This is a genomic window from Leptospira dzoumogneensis (assembly GCF_004770895.1).
GTDB lineage: Bacteria > Spirochaetota > Leptospiria > Leptospirales > Leptospiraceae > Leptospira_B > Leptospira_B dzoumogneensis.
This window is the reverse complement of record NZ_RQHS01000005.1, coordinates 293,229-315,097: the sequence shown is the minus strand read 5'-3', so window position 1 is coordinate 315,097 and position 21,869 is coordinate 293,229. Positions and strand designations below refer to the sequence as shown.

Below are 21,869 nucleotides of genomic sequence, written 5' to 3'. Positions count from 1 at the left end.
AAGCTCCCGAATTTTTATCTTAGGCAGATTTTTCCCTAGTTCTGGAAGAAATTTCCCAGATCCAGCCTAGCAGTTTGCGTACTTAATAGGCAGATTTTTGGGATCTGCCGGAAAAATAAAATTTTAGAAGTGAAAACTATACTTAGGTATCAATCTTCCGGAGGAAAATTACATCCGGAAGATTGCGTAAGAAGGTTCAATACCTTTAGGAGAAAGGTCAGAATACAACGCCAAACCTAAAGCTTCTCTAGTACGGGCAGGATCTAAGACTCCATCGTCCCAAAGTCTTGCGGTAGAATAGATACAAGAAGAACGATTATCATAATCTTCTAATATAGGTCTTTTGAATTCGGCCTGTTCCGCTTCGGAGAGAGATTTTCCCTCCTTCTCCAATTGTTCCTGTTTTACGGTAAGAAGAACATTTGCTGCCTGTTCTCCTCCCATTACGGAAATCCTAGCGTTCGGCCACATCCAAAGGAATCTAGGACCGAATGCACGACCGCACATTCCGTAATTTCCGGCTCCATAAGAGCCTCCGATCACCACAGTATATTTTGGAACCACGGAAGTAGAGACTGCATTTACCATTTTGGCGCCGTCTTTAGCGATCCCTGAATTTTCATACTTCTTCCCTACCATAAAACCTGTGATGTTTTGGAGGAAGAGTAAAGGTATCTCTCTTTGGTTACAAAGCTGGATGAAATGAGCCGCCTTCAAAGAACTCTCGGAAAATAGAACTCCATTATTTGCGATAATACCTACAGTCTTTCCGTAAAGATTCGCAAAACCCGTGACTATGGTAGTTCCATAATATTTTTTGAATTCTTGGAATCTGGAGCCGTCTACCACTCTCGCGATCACTTCTCTCACATCATAAGGTTTACGAATATCTTTTTGGATGATCCCGTAAATTTCCTCGGAAGGATAAAGAGGTTCTTCGTAAGATATTTGTTCTTCTAACTTTTTGGCTCTTGCTCCTAGACTGGAAACGATATGTCTAGCGATCTCGAGTGCATGCGGATCATTCTCCGCATAATGGTCGGTAACTCCTGAGATCCTGCAATGAACATCAGCACCGCCTAATTCTTCCGGAGTAACAATTTCTCCAGTTGCCGCTTTTACAAGTGGAGGCCCACCTAAGAAGATGGTTCCGTTTCCTTTTACGATCACAGATTCGTCCGACATCGCAGGAATGTATGCACCACCTGCGGTACAACTTCCCATTACGACGGAGATCTGAGGGATCCCCGCTCTGGAAAGATTTGCTTGGTTATAAAAGATCCTACCGAAATGCCATTTATCAGGAAATACATCATCCTGCATCGGAAGGAATGCTCCGCCAGAATCCACAAGATACACGCAAGGAAGACGATTTTCTAATGCGATCTCTTGTGCACGGATATGTTTTTTTACAGTGAGTGGATAATAAGTCCCACCTTTTACGGTTGCATCGTTTGCAACGATCACACAAGGAGTTCCTGAAATTTTACCGATCCCGGTTACAATACCTGCAGAAGGAACATCGTCAGTGTAAACCTTCTCCCCGGCCAAAGCGGAGAATTCCAAGAAAGGAGTATTTGGATCTATCAGACCTTGTATCCTTTCTCTCGCGGTGAGCTTTCCTCTGCTCTTATGCTTCTGGATGGATTTTTCTCCTCCGCCTTGTCCGGCTTTTTGGAGAAGTTTACGTAAATCAGCGACCTTCTCTGAAAGGTCTTTGAAATTCTCTTTATATTCAGGGGAAGACGTACTAATACGCGATTCCAAAACTTCCATGGGGCCTCCGGTCCTTTTTTATTTCCGGACCTTGGTTTCGTATAAAATTCTGATAAGTTCCGATTCGGAATGAGAAAGTTCTCTGTTCCTTCTTGCCATAATCTTGCGTGAATCACGAAGGAATAGATCTAAGATATAAGGTTGTCCATCGGCCCATAAGAATGGAGGAAGATATCCGCTCGCCTTGGAAGAAACCACATTACATCCGAAGTCTATCACAGTTCCTGTGTTCAACATCACTCCGATGCCTATCTTGGAAAAATCCCCAATAATAGAACCGAATTTGATGGAACCTGTTGTGATCTCGGTATGTTCTTCTCTGATCTTGACCACGCCGTAGTTATTTTTTAGATCGGAAGTGGTGGATAATGCACCTAGATTGACCCAACTTCCCACCACAGAATGTCCTAGGAACCCTTCGTGATGTTTATTCGTAAAATCTAATATAATACTGTCGCCTACTTCTCCGCCTATCCTGCACACATTCCCGATGGAAGTATTCCCGGTGATGCGGGCATTGTCCACATGAGTGCCTTGGCCTATGTATAAGGGACCTTCTAAAAAGCTGAAAGAAGTTACTTTTACATCCTTGTCTATGATCACAGGTCCCGAAGTTACGTCTATGACCACACCAGGATAAATTTTAGCGGAAGGATGGATATGAAGGTGTTTGGATTTTCCCACTACTTGGAAATCACCTGACTTTACCTTGAGCTTGCGTGCCCATTTGCGTAGGTCCTTATGATTTTCCAAGTCCTGGTCTATATTTTTGCCGACTGAATCCAAGGATTTCCAAGGTAGAAATTCCTCAGGGCGGATGATCAGGTCTACATCCTTGCCGTCGTACTCTGAAATTTTAGGATTTCTTTCGAAGAATGTTTTTTCGAATGCAGGACTTGCGTGGGAATACAGTATCTTAGCGTCAGGATACTGCTCTTTTAAACGTTGGAGTGGAGTCAAAACCCCGTCTCGAATCTCGGAGAAAGACCGAATCCTGGTTAAAGCTCCCAAACCGGGAGGAGTTTCCCTCTCATCGATCCAAATTCTCTGAATTCTGCCCACTACACTACTCCACTGTGACGGACTTCGCTAGGTTTCTAGGCTGGTCCGGAGGACAACCCCTAGCCACGGCAGAATAATAGGCTAGAAGTTGGAGAGGAAGAACATTCAGGATCGGACTTAAAATTTCCGGACAGTCCGGAACTTCAAAACAGTAGTCTGAAAGCTCTTTTGCCTCCTTATCCCCTTCGGTTACGATGGAGATCATGATCCCATTTCTGGCCTTGATTTCCTGGATATTAGAAAGCATTTTGCTGTAAATTTCGGATTTGGTCGCAATACATACAACCGGCACTTCGTTCGTGATCAGTGCGATCGGTCCGTGTTTGAATTCCCCGCCCGCGTAACCGGAAGCGTGGATATAAGAGACCTCTTTTAATTTCAGAGCGCCTTCTAACGCAACCGGATGGTTATAGGTCCTGCCTAAGAAAACAAAATCCTTGGTTTTAGTAAAATCCGCTGCCCAGTTTTCCAGGATATGTGCCTGAGCCAAAATTCTTTCCATTTTGCCGGGCAAAAGTCGGATCTCTTCTAAGAGTGTTTTCAATTCTTCGTCGGAAACGATCCATTTCAAACGAGCTACGTATAATGAAAAAAGAAGAAGGTTGATTACCTGTGCAGTGAACGCCTTTGTACTCGCGACACCGATCTCAGGACCTGCATCCGTTCTGATGAATGAATCGGATTCTCTTGCGATCGTTGAGTTCACATTATTCACCAAAGAAAGAACTTTGATGAACTTTGCTTTCGCTTCTAAAAGAGAAGCAAGAGTATCCGCAGTTTCTCCGGACTGAGAAATTCCTACGATGAGTGTGTCACCTTCGACCACAGGGTTTCTATAACGGAACTCAGAAGAAGTTTCCGTATCAGTTTGGATCTTTGCGAAATTTTCCAGATAATGTTTTCCAAGCATACCTGCGTAATAGCTGGTTCCTGCAGCTTGGATGATAATACGGTTTACCTTGGACATCATTTCTCTAGAGATCGTACTTTCAGGGAATTCAATCTCACCGCTCTCGGAAATACGGGATTGGATGATCCTACGGAAGATACCGGGTTGTTCGTGGATCTCCTTGATCATAAAATGAGGATAACCGCCTTTATCCACGTCCTCGAATTTAATATCTTGGGTCTTAAATTCGAATTCCTTTTCGGAACCGTCGAATCCGTAGATCTTACATTCGGTTTTTGTAAAATATCCCCATTCCTTGGAGTTGATATAATAAACTTCTCTACAGTTCCTAGTCAGAGGGGAAATATCGGAAGCTAAGTAATATTCTTCTTTTCCTTTTCCTAAAAGTAAAGGTGCTCCGTCTTGCGCGAAATACACTCTGTCCGGCTCGTTATCGAATACGACTGCAACCGCCCATTTACCGTGAACTCTATTAAATAATTCTAAAAAAGCTTCCTTATTGGATTTGCCTCTTTTTCTGCTCTCGGCTAAAAGATTAGGAATGACTTCCGTATCCGTCATACTATGGAATACGAAACCTTTTTGTTTGAGCTCTTGTCTTAGCTCGGAATAATTTTCTATAATTCCGTTATGAACTACCGCTACGGTAGATTTGGAATCGGTATGAGGGTGAGCGTTGATCTGGTTCGGCTCTCCGTGAGTCGCCCAGCGGGTATGACCGATCCCGACATTGCCTCGGATCGGATGTTCCTTTAGGTAATTTTCCAAATCCTTAATTTTGCCTTTTTGTTTGCGGACTTGGATCTCTCCTCTGTCTAGGACCGCGATCCCGGCCGAATCGTATCCACGATACTCCAAACCGATGAGCCCTACTATGAGTACGGATTCTACGTTCTTATCGCCAGCGTATCCTACGATTCCACACATATATTATGAATTCTCCATGATCTTTCCGGCTTTATTTAAAAGGGATTCCAGATCCTTTTTGGTTCTGGCCTCTCCAATCAACCGGAGGATCGGCTCGGTATTCGAAGGTCGAATATGTATCCAAGAGTCCTGATTTGCTAAACGTAAACCGTCTCTCGAATCTTCTTTATATTCGGAGAAGGCGCTGCGAAACTTAGAATAAATCTGCTCCGTCTTCTGACCCGCGATCTTGTAGGCGATCTTGCGCATATGGACCGCAGGAAGACTACCTATCACAGTTTCAGCATCTTCCCCCTTTAGGGCAAGCAGATTCAGTATATGGGCCACCCCGGAAAGAGAGTCTCTTCCGAAAGAAGGGATCGCCGGATCGATGACTCCTCCGTTTCCTTCTCCGCCGAAAACAGACTTACGGTGTATCATTTCTGCCACAACGTTCGCTTCTCCCACCTTAGAGCGATAAGTCGGAATTCCAACAGAGTCCGCGACCCAATCGTTCACAAAACTAGTGGAGAGGTTTACGGTGATGGATGCCTTCTTCGGAATAGAGTTAGAAGCAAGGTAGGACATAAAGCTGAGAGGAAGAGTTAATTCTTCCGAGATAGCTCCCTTTTTAGGAGATAGAACTACGAGCCTGTCCGCGTCAGGATCCAAAGCAAAACCGATATCCGCCTTGGATTTTTTGATCAGACGGGAAGATTGTTTGAGCGCATCAGGAGTAGGTTCCGGTGGACGAGGAAATGTTCCATCAGGAGTACAATGCTGTAAAATGACCTTACAACCCAAGCGACTTAACAATTCGGGTAAAACGAAGCTTCCCCCGCCGTTCACCGCATCCAAAAATACGGTGAACTTCTTACGTTTGATCGCAGAAACATTCACTCTTGCCAAAACGGAATCAATATGAGCTTGGATCCTGTCGGTTCCATCTTCTACATCGGTATTGGGTTTGAATTGGAAAGGTTTATAATCTTCTTTTCGGACCAGATCTAAAAGACCTTCTAAGTCTTGCGCGTTGGTAAAAAATCCGCCGGGCCCTATGAACTTAAATGCATTCCAGATAACTGGATTATGAGATGCGGAGATCATGATCCCGCCTGCAGCATTTGACTGAGCCACCACTGCCTTGACGGTAGGAGTAGGAACAATCCCCAAACGGATCACATTTTTGCCCATGCCTAGCATGATCCCGATCGCGATATTTTCTATATAAGCACCGCTAGGACGGGAATCTCTTCCGATGACTACGGTATTTCCTTTGAGTCTAGACCCAAAGGCCATGAGTGAATGGAAAATTACGTCGGGACTTAATCCGGTGGGAATGATTCCCCGGATTCCGGACACTGAAACCATCAAATCCGGGTGTTGGAAGACCGGTTTTTGAGGATTTAGAGCCATGATTCCGAGGAATGTTTTTTAAATTGGGATGAGAACATGGGCGATGACAGGATCGAACTGCCGACATCCTCCTTGTAAGGGAGGCGCTCTCCCAGCTGAGCTAATCGCCCGTTATGAAAACGGTTATTATGCGGTTGCAGCCTGATTGATACGCAATGCCATCCGACTCTTTTTGCGGTCTGCATTTTTAGAGTGGATCAGGTTGGTTTTCGCAGCTTTGTCCAGAAGAGAAGAATATTGTCCGAACAAAGATTTTAAGGAGTCTTTCTCTCCGTCTTGGAGCGCTTTTAGGATCTTTTTAGCTTGGGTCCTAAGGCGATTCCTGTTTTGAGAATTTGCCGCATTTCTGCGTTTCGTTCTACGGATATCTTTTTCTGAAGATTTAATATTCGCCAAGGATCTCTACTTCCTATTCAGGGATTGAGCCCAGATTTTCGTACCTAGGCAGCCTGTCAACGAGCTTTTATATCTTTTGTTCAAGTGTAGGGGCGACTCGCTCGCTTTGCGATCGATCGCGCTCTACGCTCCAATCCGCTACGCGGGATTTCCGCTGCGATCGCTGTCGCGTAAAGATCCGCCCAAGTCTCGGCGGATAAGAAGAAAGGCCACTATCCTCTCTGAGTGCGGACTTCGAATTTGACGATTGCGTTATTTGCCATCCGGAATTTGCGTTAAACCTGACTTATACCTTAAACGAGGTATGTTTGAAATAAATTTACTAAACTAAAGTCGAGGAAAAAATTTTGCTATGCTTCGAAGGATTTTACTTCTATTTTTTGTAATCCGAAAGATTGGAAATTAATTATACGTCCTATAAGCAGACCCAGGACGCCTTCAAATGATATCTAGACAAGCACAAGACTATATCATTGTAAACTCGATCGACGAGATCGATCCTAATAAACTTTCTTTGGCTCAATTGGGAACCAAGTATTTGGACAGGAACGGAAACCGTTATGCTGTTCGTTTCAATAAAGAAAGTAGAAAGGCAGAGATCATTCGTATCACTCTTCAAAAAGCTTCCGAAGCAGAAGCGAATAAACCTAAACTAGGCAGAGTAAATCCTAAGTCTGGATCCAATCCTTTAGATCTAGAGAAATTATCCAATCTTCTTAAAAGTACAAAACATCCAAGCGCCGACTGGGTAGAAAACCTGGCGGAAAAAACAAAACATACTAAGCCAAGCTCCGCAAATTCGGAAAAACCCGCTTACACTCCGGGCACTCAAAAAGAATTAGATATTTCTAGTTCAGAAGGCCCGGATCTATCCGCAAGAATGAACTCCGTTCAAAATGATATATTCGATCTTTCTAAAGTGGATCTGAATATTTCGGATGCAGGACTTTCTTCTAACGCAGGAAAAGAAGATATTCCGGTTTTTATAGAGAATATAGAAGCAGGCTCCAATAGAGAAACGAAATATATCGAAGATAGCGTGCAGCAATTCCAGAGGATCAAAGAAAGAATTGAATCCGTACTGAATAATATTCGAAATTCCAAAATTTTCGAAGCGACCGGGGATCCTTCCGAGAACAAAAACATAGTGGGAAATCTATCAAGAGAATTCGATATAGAATTCTTCCAGAAATTGGATAAGATATTAAATTATCATAAAGAGCTGACTTCTTACCCTAGATCCATTACCTATTATATAGCAAAGTACGAGTCTCATCGTAAACAGGCATTGCAGTCCAAAACTTCCGACGTGGAAAAACTAAAACTAGTGATCCGTTGGGAAATGCAGGAACTTCTCCTAGATCTGACCAGAAAACTCAAAAAAATGGTCCTAAATGCATTGAACGTACTAAATACTAAAAACGAAAACCACCTAAAACAAGTAGCCTATAACCAACAACAGATGTATAAGGATGCCAGAAGCGCCCTATTATATTGTTCGGAAGACATAGGTGGACTACTTATCTCCTTGCAAAAATGGGCCGATAGCGAAGGATAGAAACCTTTTGCATGGCACTTAGCGATCAAGAGATAAAAACAATCGTAGAAAAACTCCGAACCGAATACCGGGAAGGGGCCAAACAAAGTCCTAAAATTTTCGACGGCAAAGGTTTCGAGGATCGTTATATCCAAACCCTAAAACATAGGGGAAACCTGGACAATTTCCTGAAAGACGAAGTGGACTTTCTGGAAAAGATCAAAACTAAACATAAAGAACTTACGGAAAGAAGGAACGCCTCCAAGGGAGAAACGATCAATCGTATCCTGGACGAACAAGAGGAAAAACTTTCCAAATACCAAAGGGTGGATTTCCATCCGTTAGCCAGACCGGAAATGAGATATTTTTACGGGGCTATGACTGCATTTGCAGAAACCGACCTTCCTGTACTGATCCATATATTCAGAGGAACTCCCGAATATTCCGCCTTCCAAGATAGTATCTCCATGATCGAAAGGGTCGGTGTCACTAAAAGAGGGATGCCTTCTCTTCGTATCTCCGAACATATTAAGGCATTATTAGATGCGAACGGAAATCAATCCGCAATGGAAAGGGATTCCCAGACCATTCTGAAAGAAGTATGTATCGCGCTCGCAGGGCTTAGAAAGACCGCATTGGAATGTGTGGAGAAAAACAGGGTCAGCGACAGAATGACCGTACAAGTCAGCGATAGAGACTATCCGAAAGCTTCGGAAGCATATAAGAATTTACTTTTCGGCATCGCATTGGAAAAAATAATCGTTAAAGCCGAAAATATCATCCGGGATTTCCGGATGAGCGACTTAGTCGGTCTGGACGCTAAATGAAACTTTCCATTGTAATTCCCTGTTATAACGAAAAACAGACCATCAAAAACATTTTAGAAACCGTAAAGAAGGTCCCATACAAGGATAAAGAAATCATCCTTGTGGACGATTTTTCCACGGACGGAACGAGGGAACTCCTACAAACCGCTCCTTTTAAGAAGTTGGTGGACCAACTCGTATTCCACGAGAAAAACCAGGGAAAAGGTGCAGCACTCCGGACCGGATTCAAAGCTGCCAAAGGCGATATAGTCATCGTACAAGACGCGGACCTGGAATATGATCCGTTTGAAATTCCGGATGTAATCGATCCGATCTACAAAGGAAAGGCTGACGTTGTTTTCGGAAGCAGATTCATGGGGGGAAGGGCCCATAGAGTCGTATACTACTGGCATAGACTCGGAAATTTATTCCTAACTACTCTCTCTAATATGTTCACTAATATTAATCTGACTGATATGGAAACTTGTTACAAAGCATTCCGTAGAGAAGTGATCCAAGGAATAGATATTAAAGAGAATCGTTTCGGATTCGAACCTGAGATCACTGCAAAGATCGCAAAGATCCCGGACATTCGTATTTTCGAGGTGGGGATCTCTTATTATGGACGCACTTACGCAGAAGGTAAAAAGATAGGTTGGAAAGACGGCTTCAGAGCCATCTACTGTATCCTAAGATACAATCTATTTTCTTAATATTCCATTCGGATCTTTGGGAATTTCGTATTCTCGATATTCCCAAAGACCTTTCGTTCTCACTTCCTTTTCCTTCCAAGCATGACCGAATAATTCCAGCCAAACAGGACGGATCGCCGCCTCTGCCAATACTTTCATTCTGTATTTATGCATTAGAATATTATTCGATTCAGGAAGTTTTGCCGCATATTCCACCACAGCGTCGGAATAGGAAATAAATCCTACCTTTTCTCCGGGATGTTTTTTAGAAAGGAAAGACACGATAGTATCCATACCTTGCGCAGAAGTTTCATTATGAATACATAATACTCTTTTCTGGAAATAAGAAGGTCCTATAGACCCACAAAGAACATCGTCCAAAAACAATAAACTAGAAGCCTGGGAGTCCACATAAATAGATCGAATGGATCTGATCTCTTTGGAACTTCTTTGGTAATTTACGAATCCAGCGAGAGTCATTCCGAAAGAATAAATTACTAAAATAGAAAACGTTAAGTTTTTACCAGATTTTCCCAGTTTTAATTCCAAAACCTCCGTCACTTCTTTCAAAACCAAAACGAATGGGATCAATGCAAGCCCTACATATCTTGGTCCCCAATTGGAAACACCATCATTCGGAGCCAGGAATGCGATCAGAATGATAAACACATAAGCGCTGATCCCTAAATGATAGAAAGAAGCTTGGATCTTTCCTTCTTTGGCTTTTTTACCGAAAAAATAAACTAAAGGAAGAAGTATCGGTAAATAGACCAAAAGTCCTGGCATTGAATATGTTCCGATCAGAATAGTGAATGCTCTAGAAAGAACTGTTCCTTGGTCTTCTCCAGTATTAAAATTTTGGAAATATCTAGGACCGATTGGATGTTGGTAATCCAATGTATGGAATAAAAATAGTAAAAGTACTACTACTGAAAAAGATACGGAGAACCAAAAAGATTTTTTCCACCAATCTTTCCCGAAATCGATCCAACCTGCAGACCAGAATACCACAAAGAAGATCAGAACTTCTAATCTTAGCCAAACACCAAGCCCTAGAGCGATCCCTCCGATGAGCTTATTCGAAATTTTATCTTCAGTCTTATAAAAGAAAGTGAGTCCGAGTAATTCTAAAAGAAGAAGAGGAGGATGTTCCGAAAGTTCGGGCCCCATCAAAAAGATATATGTTCCGAAAAAAGTGAAAGCGAGCCAGAACCAGGAAAGATCCCAGAACCTTCTCAAAATATAAGCAGAGATAAGATTAAAGACTCCCATCAAGATGGAAACGATCGGAACCCAGCCAAAAACTAAAAAAGGCGCGATTAGAAGTGTGAGAAAGATCGGATATTGACCGATCATTCTATCTCCGATCTGAAAAACCATCGGTGCTTTCCAAAGAAAATAACTGTAAGTCGGATCCAGATCCAGGGAAGGATAGATTAGATTTTCGGTGCTGAAACCGGATTGGAACATGGAATATGCTTGGTGATATTTCAAGAACTGATCCGAAAAAAGTGCCTCCCAAGGTTTTAATAAAATTAGGATCCCGAAATAAATTGCGCTAAATAGAAAGAACCCTTTTGAAATTCCAGTTGTTTTCATGATCGAAGGCAAGCATCCCCCACCCCCTAATTTATGAAACGAATTCTTGCCGGTACAAACACCTGCACTTTCGTTTTTCGAAATAAATTTTGTATTTTTACTTGTAATTTTGATAATTACACCGGGAGATCAGTCTAAAATCCAAACATTCTCAAAGGAGAAAATCACTCGTGAAAACGAAACTTTATCTGATCCCTAGCCTTCTGGTGCTTTTAACTTTCGGCAGCCTTCAAGCCGGAAATTTCAAATTAGATAACGCTCATACAGGCGTTGGCTTCAAGATCAAACACCTCACCATTTCTAACGTATCCGGAAGTTTTAAAGACTTCAGCGGAAAATTCGCATACGACGAAGCTACCGGCACTCTTACCGACCTAGACGTAACCATCAAAGCTGCTTCTATTCACACTAACGATGAAAAAAGAGACGGACACTTGAAAGGAAAAGATTTTTTCAATGTAGACGATCATCCTTCTCTTACTTTCAAAGCAAAAAAAGCTACCGTTAAAAAAGGCGGAGTTTCTAAGATCCAAGGAGAATTGACTATTAAAGGAGTGACTAAACCGGTTACTCTTGAAGTTAAATTTACCGGTTCTGCAAAAGACCCGTGGGGGAACACTCACCTAGGTTTCGAAGCTGAAACAAAGATCAAAAGAGCAGACTTCGATATCGCTTGGAACAAACCTTTGGAAAAAGGCGGACTTTTGATCGGAGAAGAAGTTTCTATCCGTATCGAAGGCGAAGCACTTCCAGAATAATCCATATTGTTCAATCGGGGCTTTCGAAAGAAGGTCCCGATATTTCATCTTTTATTTTTCCTCTGTAACCATCCAATCCATCCAACGAAATAAAAACAGATCGAATGACAAATCCGATCTAGACCGATTCGTCTGGAGAAACGAAAACATGAACGATCTGACTAAAAGTATGATCATAGGCGCAGCTCTTACCGGCTTATTTACCACAGGAGTTATGGCGGAAAAGAAAGAAGCAAAAACGGAAGAACCTAAGGGGGAATGCCACGGGATCAATTCTTGTAAAGGAACCGGAGACTGCGGAGGAAAAGGTCATAGCTGTGCCGGAAAAAATTCCTGCAAAGGAGAAGGCTGGATCTCTCTTACTAAAAAAGAATGTGATTCTAAAAAAGGTACATTCAAGAGCTAACTTGAATTACCAAACCGTTTCCGGTCATCCCCGATAGGAATTCCGAAATAGATCCGAGTCCTTTCGGGGGATTTCCCGCAATTTCCAAAGACTCTAAAATAGTTTTTCCTTCCTGCAAACTTTTACCAAAAATCCATTCCCATTCTTCTAGTTCGGATACGAATAGATCCGATCCCTTTTTTCCTAAGACCAGATATTGTTTTCTTTCGTTTAAATATTTCGGAAGTTCTTCCTGATCTTCCGTTTTCCAAAGATCATAAACCGGATAAGAATATTCTAAAAATAGGATAGAGTTATGAAATGTAACTTTTAGGTCTTCTACTTCTCCCTGCGCGAGATCATTTGGCAGATCTTCTTTAGTATTTTTAGGAAGATGGAATATTTTAAAAACTTGATATTCAAAATCCGCGATTTCACTCAGTACGGAATGTTCCTGAAAATTCTCTCTTAAAAAATCGGGGAATTTTTCTCCATAATCGGATAAATTATAAGAATGTGATGGATTCTCCTGAATAAAGTTCCTTGCTGTTTCGAAAAAGTCTTCGTCTCCTAGGACTCGCCAGACTGTCTCATATTTTTCCCCGAGTGCATCCGTAAATCTGGCACTATAAGCGTTTTGATAAACTGCAATTGCTGAATCAGTGTCCAATTTTCCGCCAGGCAGTATATGGTCTGACAATAGCGGACCTTCTTCTTTTCCTAAAAGTACACTCGAAAAAAGTTTTCTGAATTCTTCCGGTCTCATTTTGTCAAAGATCCCAGGATAAATTTTGCTTTGAGTGCTTCTTCTTCCATTTCCGGAAAGCTGGGAATGTCCTCATCCCATTCCAATAGGATCGGAATTCCACGGATCCGATCTGAAAAAGAAGAAAATAGATCCCAAACTTCTTTTGCAACCGGTCTAGAGTGAGTATCGAATAAAAATTCTCCGGTATCCGTGTGTCCAGCAATATGGATCTGGCCGACATTCTCCCAAGGAATCGAACTTAGATATTCTGATGCGGAAAATCCGTGATTGATCGAATTTACATATATATTATTAATATCTAATAAGATCCCGCATCCGCTTTTTTTGGAAAGTTCGGAAATAAATTCCCATTCGGACATTTCGCTCTGAGGAAAGCTCAAGTACGTGGAAACGTTCTCCAGTAAGATCCTTCTTCCTAAAATTTCTTGGACTTGTTCGGCTCTTTCTATAGCAAATTCCAAAAATTCTTTTGTGAATGGAAAAGGTAATAGATCATGCAGATAATTTCCGGATTGTTCTGTCCAACAAAGATGATCCGAAACCAAAAATGGATCTATTCTTTGGATCAATTCCTTCCATCTTTGTATATATTTTTTATCAGGGAAGGTACCTCCCAGAATGGACAAAGAAACTCCGTGTAAGGCCACAGGAAAATTTTTGCGGACGGACTCCAACATTTCCAAGGGACGGCCTTGGGTATCCATATAATTTTCAGTGATTGCTTCGAACCAAGAAATTCTGACAGGTTCTCCCTTTCTTAAATAAGGATAATGTTCTTTTCTGAGCCCTACTCCTATGGAAGACATATATTCTCCGATGTAACCTATTTCGATTCGATCCGAAGAAGGATACATGAACAAGTCGTATTTTTTACCGATCTTATTTTTACTTCTTTTGGACTGCGGAAGCAGACAACTTGTGGAGCCTGTTTTTAAACCGGATGGAAAAACCGCAATCAACGGTTACGATCCGGTTTCTTATTTTACAGAATCCAAACCTAAGGAAGGAAATCCTAAATTCAGTTTTCGCTGGAAAGGTGCAGACTGGAGATTCTCTTCGCAAAAAAATCTGGAATCCTTTAAGAAGTCTCCTGAAAATTTCGCTCCTCAATATGGAGGTTATTGCGCTTACGCAATGAGAGACGGAGAAGCTTATGAAACGGATCCTAAGGCTTGGAAAATTGTATCCGGCAAATTATATCTGAACTATAACGAAAAGGTCCACGGTTTCTGGGAAAGAGATGTTCCCGGAAATATTAACAAAGCGGACAACCAGTGGAAGATCCTGCCTAGAAAGGAAACAAATCCTTAATTAACGGTCTTTCATTATTAAAAAATTATAGGAAGCGATGATCTTTTGTGTCATTTCCAGTCCGTCTTTGTTTACGTCCGGATGGTATTTTTTGATCATCTCTTTGTATTTGTTTTTTAATTCCGCTTTCGAATAATCTTCGGAGAGTCCTAAAAATTCTCGATGCTCTCGAGTCTCCGCATCTTCGTCCTCGTAAAATGATCTAGAGGAGAATTTTCTGCGGAAGTTTGATTTTTTCTTTTTAGTCTTTTCTTTTTCTTCTTCCCTGAATCTTCCGAAAATTTCATAATACGCCCGGTCTCTATATTCCGAAGTGATGGTCCGGATCGGAAATAACTTTGTGTTTAAGATCTGAAAGAAATAACTTCTTAAGAATACGTCGGCTCCATAATCCCCGGAAAAACCCTTTTTTTCCAAAAATTCGGTAATCCCATTGTCCACTAATCTTTGTACATCGAATTTATCATCGAAGTAAGAATCGAATGCGTCTTCGAATTTTTTGGTGGAAGAGATGAGTAAAAGTAAAAGTTCCTTATCCAGATCATGTCTTTCTAATTTGGAAAGAACGATCTCTTTTAAATAAGCGCGGAATTCATCCAGATAAACATCGTCAAAATATACTCCGGCTTTTGCGAATTCGTAGGAGAGGCCTTCGATCTTTAGGACCTTCTCCAATAATAAGATCAGAAGATCCGCGTTATCTTGGGTAAATCCTTGGGAACCTTTGGAAGAATATTCCCTTTCTCCTCTGAGAGTATATAGGAGTTTAAAATAATCCTCTCGCCGGATCTCCAAAATTTCGATCAGTTTTTCGGAGGAAATGAACCACTCACAATCATTACTCCCGGACTGTAATTCGAAAATTACGTCTTCTAAGGATGATTTGACCTGATCGAAACTGCGGGCGTTCAAAGTGAGAACCTATACTTAGACCCTCTGCCCGTAACTGAGTTTGTCTATTCATTTTCCCGAGAAAAAAGATTTGATCCGGACCGCATAAAACGAGATTTTTCCCACATGTTACCCCTTCTCGCGGTTTTCGGTTGTTTCACTCTTTATTTTTTAGGTTATAAGTTTTACTCCGGATTTTTATCCAAGTCCATCTTCCAACTCAAAGACACTGTAGGTGATACCCCTGCTCATAAGTTGAATGACGGGGTGGATTATCTTCCGACAAAACCTGCAGTTTTATTCGGACACCATTATGCTTCCATCGCGGGACTCGCTCCTATCTTAGGACCTGCAGTTGCAGTGATCTGGGGATGGCTGCCTGCAATGCTTTGGGTGGTATTCGGAGGAATTTTTATAGGTTGTGTCCATGATTTCGGAGCAATCGTAGTTTCGGTCCGTAACCAAGGTAAATCGATCGGGCAAGTGGCTCAGGACCTTTTAGGACCAAGGGCCAGAAGTTTATTTCATGCGATCATTTTTTTCTTAGTCGCTCTGGCAATGGGTGTGTTCGTGATCGTTCTTGCGGAAATGTTCTCAGCGGATCCTAAATTAAAACAGGTACCGGTTACTCCGCCTCCACAAATCGAACAAACACAAATTAGTCCGAGCATCAAGGATCATGTCCATCCTTCAGAAGTCAGAGTAGAAACCCCGTCTTCTCCTATCAAACTCAGAAGTCATTTCCCGGAAGCTGTGATCCCTACTGCAGGGATCATGGTGTTTGCGATCTTGGTAGGATGGCTTCATTATAAAAAAGGAATGAAGCTTGGACCTCTCACATTCGCATCCGTGGCACTTACTTTAGTAGTCATGGTGCTCGGGATGAACGACTCCATTCTAACCTGGATAGGTTTGAACGATATAGACAAATCCCCGGGAGTTCCGATCTGGAAAATTATACTTCTTGCATATGCTTTCTTGGCGTCCGTAACTCCGGTTTGGCTGCTTCTCCAAAGCAGGGACTATATCAATTCCTTCTTATTATATCTGGGAATTATCGCGATCTATTTCGGTTTCGTAAAAGGAAGTCTTCTCGGAGAATTTTCTTCCTTTAATGCGGAAGCGATCCGCACTGAAAAAGTGGATATGGATATTATTCCATTCGTATTCATCACGATCGCATGTGGAGCCGTTTCCGGTTTCCATGCTTTGGTAAGTTCAGGAACCACTGCAAAACAATTGGATAGAGAAATAGATGCAAGAGTGATAGGATACGGTGGAATGATCGGCGAGTCCCTTTTGGGTCTTACATCCGTAGTCGCATGCACGATCGGATTTGCATCCGCAGGAGAATGGTCTTCTTTTTATAAATCCTGGTCTGGTATCCAAGGTCTGGCACCTTCCGTGGGAGCTTATATCTATGGAACGGGGAGATTTATCTCTCAGCTCGGTTTTGACGAAGGTTTTGCCCAAGGTTTTATCGCGCTTGTAGTAGTAAGTTTCGCTTTAACCTCATTGGATTCGGCAACCAGATTATTAAGATATAATATAGAAGAGATCGCAGAAAGTTTCGGATCGGAGGCGATCCGAAAAACTTTAGGAAATCGTTATGTTTCCAGTATTATTGCATGTGTAGCGATCGGATTTTTTGCATTCTTACAGATCGACCAAGGAGGCAAAAAGACCACTGCAGGTTTGGCACTTTGGAAACTATTCGGGACAACAAATCAGTTATTAGCCGGTTTAGCTTTGCTTGTAATCACGATCTATCTATTGTATTCTAAGAAAAAGACCTGGATCAGTTTTATACCGATGATATTCGTATTAGGCGCAACACTTTGGGCAATGGTGATCAACTTCTACGATTTCTTATTCTCCAAATCCCCTAGTTATTTACTCGCGGCAGTCGGAGGAGTTTTGATCTTTCTAACCGTTTGGTTATTATTAGAAGCGGTCCTGGCTTGGAGAAGGTTTTCTAAAGCATGAAATTTTGCAGCGTTTGCGGCTCTGAAGTAGTCCAAAAAATCCCGGAAGGAGACAGTCTCACAAGATATGTTTGTGAGAATTGCGGGACCATACATTACCAAAATCCAAAGGTAATCGTCGGGACCATTCCCATCTGGGAAGGAAAAATACTACTCTGCAAACGTGCGATCGAACCTAGGAAAGGATACTGGACCCTGCCCGCGGGATTTTTAGAGAACAGAGAAACGGTAGAGGAAGGCGCTGCAAGAGAAACTTCGGAAGAAGCGAACGCAAAGATAGATATCGTCAGACTTCATTCCGTATACAGCATTCCTCATATCAGCCAGGTGTACATGTTCTTTCTTGCAAACTTGATCGATGGAGTTTTTTCGGAAAGTCCTGAATCGGAAGAGGTAAAACTATTCTCTCCGGAAGAAATTCCTTGGGAAGAGATTGCATTTGCCTCCGTCACGTTTGCATTAAAACGTTATACCGAAAGATCGGAACCTTCCAACACGGGAACTCATATGGGTTCGATCCGTAATAGAAAACTAGAGGATAAAACATAAGTGCATTTTTTCTCGGAAGGAATTTTCTAGTAGCATGTTCGGAAAATTTTTTCCTTTTTTAGGTTTTCTGGGAGTTCTATTCTCCTTTTCGATTTCCGCAAATTCTCTTATCAGCACTGAATCCGGCTCCTTCTCTCCGAACTGGGACGGGGTCTCCGATATTCTCAGATTCAAGATACAAACTTCTTCTTTGCCAAAATTACAAGACTGGGAGCTTACAATCAGAAGCGCCTCAGGAGAAACCGTTCGAAAATTCGAAGCAGGAAAGATCCGCAAAAAAGGATTCACATTATTTTCAGACGAGAATGAATTCGCAGCAGAAGATATTTATCTGCCTTCTATCCTGGAATGGGACGGGGAGAATGAGAACGGAACTCCTGTTGGCGACGGATATTATACTTATCAGTTATTTTTACTGACCGCAAACAAGGAAAGAATACTCTCCGAAGAGTCCACATTTTACTTGGATGCAAGACCTCCCAAAGTAGAGACAAATTGTAAAACCAAGTTATTATTAAGCGAAGACAGGAATTTATCCAAGATCATCATACAACAAAAAACCTCCGGAGAATCCGCAGACATATTCATCGGAGAATTTTTAGACTTCGAAGGAAGGTCCTTAAAAGCTTATACTTGGAGAAATAGAGAAGTTCCTTATCAACTCGTATGGGATGGGACCGATTCCAATGGCAGATCCGTTCCCCCCGGTTTATATACTTACAAACTCACAGGAAGAGATCCTGCAGGTAACGAATCCATAGACAAGATCGAAAATCTTACGGTTAAAAATGAATCTTCAGGAGTGGATCTAAATGTAGAAGGAGATCTATTTCCTTCCGATCCGAACAATCCATTAAATCGTATTAAATTTTCCTCATACGTTTCTTCTAAACTGAAATCGGATTCTTATGAGCTGGAAATTTTTAAGAATGAAGCAAAAGAGGATAATCTAGTCTTCTCCCAAAAATCATTGGGAGAACCTCCTGCGGAACTCGTCTGGGAACCTAAAAATAAGGAAAACAAACATTTAGGTCCGGGAACTTATCTATACCGTCTAACGATTTATAATAGATACGATAAGTACGTTAGCGTCCCTAAAAAATTCCAACTTTCAGACCAGAGACCAAAATTCTCCTACGATGTTTCTCCAGGAGGATTCACACCTGATGGAGATTGGCAAAAAGACTTAGTCGAGATCCGTCTAAGATCCAAGGGACTTCCGATCGTATCCTGGAAGATCAATATTATGGAATCCTATTACGATGGGGACAAACAAGAAGAAAGGATCGTCCGAAGCTGGAACGGAACCGGGAACGGGCCTGATAAATTGATCTGGTACGGACTGGACGATCAGGGCAGAAGGATCGGATCTCTCGCTGAACTTAGATTTGTTCTTTCTTACAAAGACGTATTCGGCGGAGAAGAAGAATTAGAATTAGGAGATATCAAAACAGATATCCTAGTCGTAAAGGAAAAAGAAGGATTCAGATTCTCCGTCCCGAATCGTATTTACGAAGACAAATGGTGGACTCTACCTTCTAAACTAAAATCAGTCTTAAGTAAATTTCCAGGATACAAAGCGGAATTACAGATCCATACTTCTCATAGAGGAGATGACGAATACAATCTAAGAGCTTCCGAAGAGAAGGCTAAAAAAGTATTCCAATCCTTATTCGGAAAAGATTATGAATTCGGAAGATATAGATACAGAGGTTATGGAGAAACATTACCTTTGATCCCAGGCAACGGAGCATACGAAGTGGATCGGAACGAAAGAGTGGATTTCTTCCTAAGCGTAGGAAAATAAAATGTGCACTTCATTGATCTATAGAGATCCAAGCAAAGGAATACTTGGAGTAGGATTTAACAGGGACGAATCCACCAAAAGAAAACCTTCTCTCTCCCCTCAACTGCTAGAATCAAATTCAGGAAAAGCGATCGCACCGATCGACGGAGAAGCAGGCGGCACCTGGATCGGAGTCACACAAAGAGGAGAGATTATCTGCCTAGTAAACTACTACGAAGCCACCTTAAAATTGCTCCGCAATCCTGTAAGCAGAGGACTACTAGTTCGCTCTATTCTACTCGGAGAAAGAACTCCTGAATCTTATACGGACTCTGAGTTGGAAAAATATTATCCATTCAAATTATTCAAAGCAAACAAGGAGAAGACTGAAATATTTATCTGGGACGGAAAATCTTACCAAACGGAAACGGATTCCGAAACATTTGCGGTCTTCGGAAGTTCCTTTACTCAAGGACCCAAGGCCCAAGTCGCACGACGGGAAACCTTCGACGCGAATTTTCGTCCTTCTTCTCTTCCGGATGCCACGGGATTTACAAATATAGCAAAGTCATTCTTATCTTCTCATCTACCCGAGCAAGGCGCTCTATCGCCTTGTATGCACAGAAGAGACGCACATTCCGTGTCCAGAACGGTAATCGTTTTGGATGGAGCTTCTGTTTATTTCTCTTACAAGAATTCTCAGCCTTGCGAAGACGGACCTGAAGAAGATTACAATTTCACTTTGACTGAATTTCGAACTTCTGCATGATTGTCGTATGGCGGGCACTAATTCCCTTTTCGACGATAAATACGAATACCGGGACCCTTCTCAACAGAAGAGGAAGAACGCTCGCGTAAAGATCACCATCGACGGTGATTTTATAGTCAAAGGCAAAACCCAAAGATTTCCGGTATTCATTGTTGATATAGGAACTGGAGGAGCCGGCCTTGAGACCCGCACTTCCGTTTTCGAAGGAGACAGGATCATCCTGTTTGGAAATATAAACGGTAAAAATATGGAACTAGAGTCGGAAGTGATCCGAGTCTCCGGAAAAAAAGCGAACGTAATCTTCATCAACCTTTCAGAAGAAGACAAGGATCTTATCCAAGACCTGATCCATAAAAAGTTCTTCGACAAAGACAAAAAACCTTTATCCTGAAAAAAATCACCAAAGCAGTCTGGATCCTTTCTTTCATCAGTCTTTTCACTGATGTCTCCAGCGAGATGTTATATCCTATCATGCCTCTTTATTTAAAGAGTATAGGATTCTCCGTGGTCCTTATCGGAGTCTTAGAAGGATTTGCGGAAGCGATCGCAGGACTTAGCAAAGGTTATTTCGGAAAACTTTCAGACCAAAACGGCAAGAGAGTTCCATTCGTTCAGTTCGGATATTTATTAAGTGCAGTTTCTAAACCGATCATGGGATTTTTCACATTCCCACTTTGGATCTTCTTATCCAGGACAATGGATCGATTGGGAAAAGGGATCAGAACAGGTGCAAGAGACGCATTACTTTCCGACGAAGCAACACCTGAAACCAAAGGTACTGTTTTCGGATTCCATCGTTCCATGGATACTTTAGGTGCGGTGCTCGGCCCGACATTCGCATTAGTATTTTTGCATTTTTATCCGGAGAATTATTCCATTCTATTTTTTATCGCTGCGATCCCGGGACTTTCCGCATTTCTGATCTCGGGTCTTCTAAAAGAAAATAAGAAAGAAAAACTTATAATACAAGAAAGATCGAACTTTCTATCTCATTTTATCTATTGGAAGAATGCACCGATCTCTTATAAAAAACTAGTGATCGGCCTTTTGGCTTTTGGGCTGATCAATAGTTCGGATCTTTTTCTTCTTTTAATGGTAAAAGCGAAAGGTTTAGAAGATTCCCAGGTGATTGGAATATACATATTTTATAATTTAGTGTATGCCTTATTTTCTCTTCCTGCAGGGATCTTAGCGGACAAAATAGGGCTCAAACCCACATTGGTCTTCGGGTTATTTGCATTTGCTTCCGTATACGGAGGAATGGCATTTGCAGAAAATACGATCCATTTCTATTCCTTATTTTTCATATACGGGATCTATGCTGCCAGCACGGAAGGTATTTCCAAGGCGTTGATCACGAATATTATTCCTAAAACGGATTCCGCTTCCGCCATCGGGACATTTGCTGGTTTGAATAGTATTGCCGCTTTGATCGCAAGTAATCTTGGCGGATTGATCTGGTTTTATTCAGGACCTAAAAGTATGTTCCTTATCTCGGCTCTGGTCTCTATATTTGTATCATTCTATTTTATCCGACTTTCCTTAAACAAGTTAGAAGCGTAAAAA

At 41.8% G+C, this 21,869-nt stretch carries 21 protein-coding genes and 1 tRNA gene; 12 read left to right on the top strand and 10 right to left on the bottom strand.

The window, feature by feature from the left end; genetic code table 11:
* Positions 1-168: 168 nt before the first annotated feature.
* The 6 genes from EHR06_RS02775 to rpsT form a co-directional block, all read right to left on the bottom strand.
* Entirely contained in the window at positions 169-1,776 is a 1,608-nt protein-coding gene (locus EHR06_RS02775) for a carboxyl transferase domain-containing protein (RefSeq protein WP_135755614.1), read from the bottom strand.
* An 18-nt stretch (positions 1,777-1,794) separates the two neighbouring features.
* Positions 1,795-2,838, bottom strand: coding sequence for a GlmU family protein (locus EHR06_RS02770; RefSeq protein ID WP_135755613.1), 1,044 nt, complete (start codon positions 2,836-2,838; stop codon positions 1,795-1,797).
* Positions 2,839-2,842: 4 nt separating this feature from the next.
* Positions 2,843-4,675, bottom strand: coding sequence for a glutamine--fructose-6-phosphate transaminase (isomerizing) (gene glmS, locus EHR06_RS02765; RefSeq protein WP_135755612.1), 1,833 nt, complete (start codon positions 4,673-4,675; stop codon positions 2,843-2,845).
* 3 nt (positions 4,676-4,678) lie between these two features.
* Positions 4,679-6,070, bottom strand: a complete 1,392-nt coding sequence (gene glmM / locus EHR06_RS02760) for a phosphoglucosamine mutase (protein ID WP_135755611.1) — start codon at positions 6,068-6,070, stop codon at positions 4,679-4,681.
* Positions 6,071-6,107: 37 nt separating this feature from the next.
* Positions 6,108-6,180 (bottom strand) — tRNA-Val (locus EHR06_RS02755).
* Positions 6,181-6,196: 16 nt separating this feature from the next.
* A complete protein-coding gene (gene rpsT / locus EHR06_RS02750) occupies positions 6,197-6,466 on the bottom strand; it encodes a 30S ribosomal protein S20 (protein ID WP_086458106.1) in 270 nt (89 codons plus the stop codon).
* A gap of 442 nt (positions 6,467-6,908) precedes the next feature.
* Between rpsT and EHR06_RS02740 the strand changes: the two genes are divergently transcribed.
* From EHR06_RS02740 to EHR06_RS02730, 3 genes are read left to right on the top strand one after another with little or no spacing between them, the layout of a single operon-like run.
* Positions 6,909-8,024, top strand: coding sequence for an LIC_10450 family protein (locus tag EHR06_RS02740; RefSeq protein WP_135755610.1), 1,116 nt, complete (start codon positions 6,909-6,911; stop codon positions 8,022-8,024).
* Positions 8,025-8,035: 11 nt separating this feature from the next.
* The gene (locus EHR06_RS02735; RefSeq protein WP_135755609.1) at positions 8,036-8,830 is read left to right on the top strand and encodes a hypothetical protein; all 795 of its coding nucleotides are present in this window, start codon (positions 8,036-8,038) and stop codon (positions 8,828-8,830) included.
* On the top strand, positions 8,827-9,522 hold the full coding sequence (locus tag EHR06_RS02730) for a glycosyltransferase family 2 protein (protein WP_135755608.1): 696 nt from the start codon (positions 8,827-8,829) through the stop codon (positions 9,520-9,522). The genes EHR06_RS02735 and EHR06_RS02730 overlap by 4 nt, the downstream gene beginning before the upstream one ends.
* On the opposite strand, the gene EHR06_RS02725 is transcribed toward EHR06_RS02730, so the two are convergent.
* The gene (locus EHR06_RS02725; RefSeq protein WP_135755607.1) at positions 9,511-11,100 is read right to left on the bottom strand and encodes an LA_3751/LA_3752 family putative glycosyltransferase; all 1,590 of its coding nucleotides are present in this window, start codon (positions 11,098-11,100) and stop codon (positions 9,511-9,513) included. The two genes, EHR06_RS02730 and EHR06_RS02725, sit on opposite strands and share 12 nt — an antisense overlap.
* A 170-nt stretch (positions 11,101-11,270) precedes the next feature.
* On the opposite strand from EHR06_RS02725, the gene EHR06_RS02720 reads away from it, so the two are divergent.
* Complete coding sequence (locus tag EHR06_RS02720) at positions 11,271-11,858, top strand: YceI family protein (RefSeq protein WP_100722773.1); 588 nt, start codon at positions 11,271-11,273, stop codon at positions 11,856-11,858.
* A 148-nt stretch (positions 11,859-12,006) separates the two neighbouring features.
* Positions 12,007-12,264, top strand: a complete 258-nt coding sequence (gene bufA2, locus EHR06_RS02715) for a BufA2 family periplasmic bufferin-type metallophore (protein WP_086448012.1) — start codon at positions 12,007-12,009, stop codon at positions 12,262-12,264.
* Here bufA2 and EHR06_RS02710 read toward each other — a convergent pair.
* Both EHR06_RS02710 and bufB read right to left on the bottom strand, forming a co-directional pair.
* Entirely contained in the window at positions 12,254-13,009 is a 756-nt protein-coding gene (locus tag EHR06_RS02710) for an HvfC/BufC N-terminal domain-containing protein (protein ID WP_135755606.1), read from the bottom strand. The two genes, bufA2 and EHR06_RS02710, sit on opposite strands and share 11 nt — an antisense overlap.
* Complete coding sequence (gene bufB / locus EHR06_RS02705; protein ID WP_135755605.1) at positions 13,006-13,818, bottom strand: MNIO family bufferin maturase; 813 nt, start codon at positions 13,816-13,818, stop codon at positions 13,006-13,008. Before bufB ends, EHR06_RS02710 begins: the two co-directional genes overlap by 4 nt.
* A gap of 46 nt (positions 13,819-13,864) precedes the next feature.
* Between bufB and EHR06_RS02700 the strand changes: the two genes are divergently transcribed.
* Complete coding sequence (locus tag EHR06_RS02700; protein ID WP_135755604.1) at positions 13,865-14,323, top strand: YHS domain-containing (seleno)protein; 459 nt, start codon at positions 13,865-13,867, stop codon at positions 14,321-14,323.
* Here the strand turns inward: EHR06_RS02700 and EHR06_RS02695 are convergent, their stop codons facing one another.
* Positions 14,324-15,235 (bottom strand): DnaJ domain-containing protein, encoded by a 912-nt coding sequence (locus tag EHR06_RS02695; protein WP_135755603.1) that lies wholly within the window; start codon positions 15,233-15,235, stop codon positions 14,324-14,326.
* Between the two features lie 105 nt (positions 15,236-15,340).
* Between EHR06_RS02695 and EHR06_RS02690 the strand changes: the two genes are divergently transcribed.
* Genes EHR06_RS02690 through EHR06_RS02665 form a run of 6 tightly spaced genes read left to right on the top strand, consistent with a single transcriptional unit; the run spans position 15,341 to position 21,866 of the window.
* Positions 15,341-17,200, top strand: a complete 1,860-nt coding sequence (locus EHR06_RS02690; RefSeq protein ID WP_135755602.1) for a carbon starvation CstA family protein — start codon at positions 15,341-15,343, stop codon at positions 17,198-17,200.
* Complete coding sequence (locus EHR06_RS02685) at positions 17,197-17,748, top strand: NUDIX hydrolase (RefSeq protein WP_135755601.1); 552 nt, start codon at positions 17,197-17,199, stop codon at positions 17,746-17,748. The genes EHR06_RS02690 and EHR06_RS02685 overlap by 4 nt, the downstream gene beginning before the upstream one ends.
* 34 nt (positions 17,749-17,782) lie before the next feature.
* Positions 17,783-19,555: a fibronectin-binding adhesin Lsa66 gene (lsa66, locus tag EHR06_RS02680; RefSeq protein ID WP_135755600.1), complete on the top strand. Its 1,773-nt coding sequence runs from the start codon at positions 17,783-17,785 to the stop codon at positions 19,553-19,555.
* A 1-nt stretch (position 19,556) separates the two neighbouring features.
* Complete coding sequence (locus tag EHR06_RS02675) at positions 19,557-20,303, top strand: NRDE family protein (protein WP_135755599.1); 747 nt, start codon at positions 19,557-19,559, stop codon at positions 20,301-20,303.
* A 7-nt stretch (positions 20,304-20,310) separates the two neighbouring features.
* Positions 20,311-20,694, top strand: a complete 384-nt coding sequence (locus EHR06_RS02670) for a PilZ domain-containing protein (RefSeq protein WP_135755598.1) — start codon at positions 20,311-20,313, stop codon at positions 20,692-20,694.
* On the top strand, positions 20,691-21,866 hold the full coding sequence (locus EHR06_RS02665; protein WP_135755597.1) for an MFS transporter: 1,176 nt from the start codon (positions 20,691-20,693) through the stop codon (positions 21,864-21,866). The genes EHR06_RS02670 and EHR06_RS02665 overlap by 4 nt, the downstream gene beginning before the upstream one ends.
* Positions 21,867-21,869 lie beyond the last annotated feature (3 nt).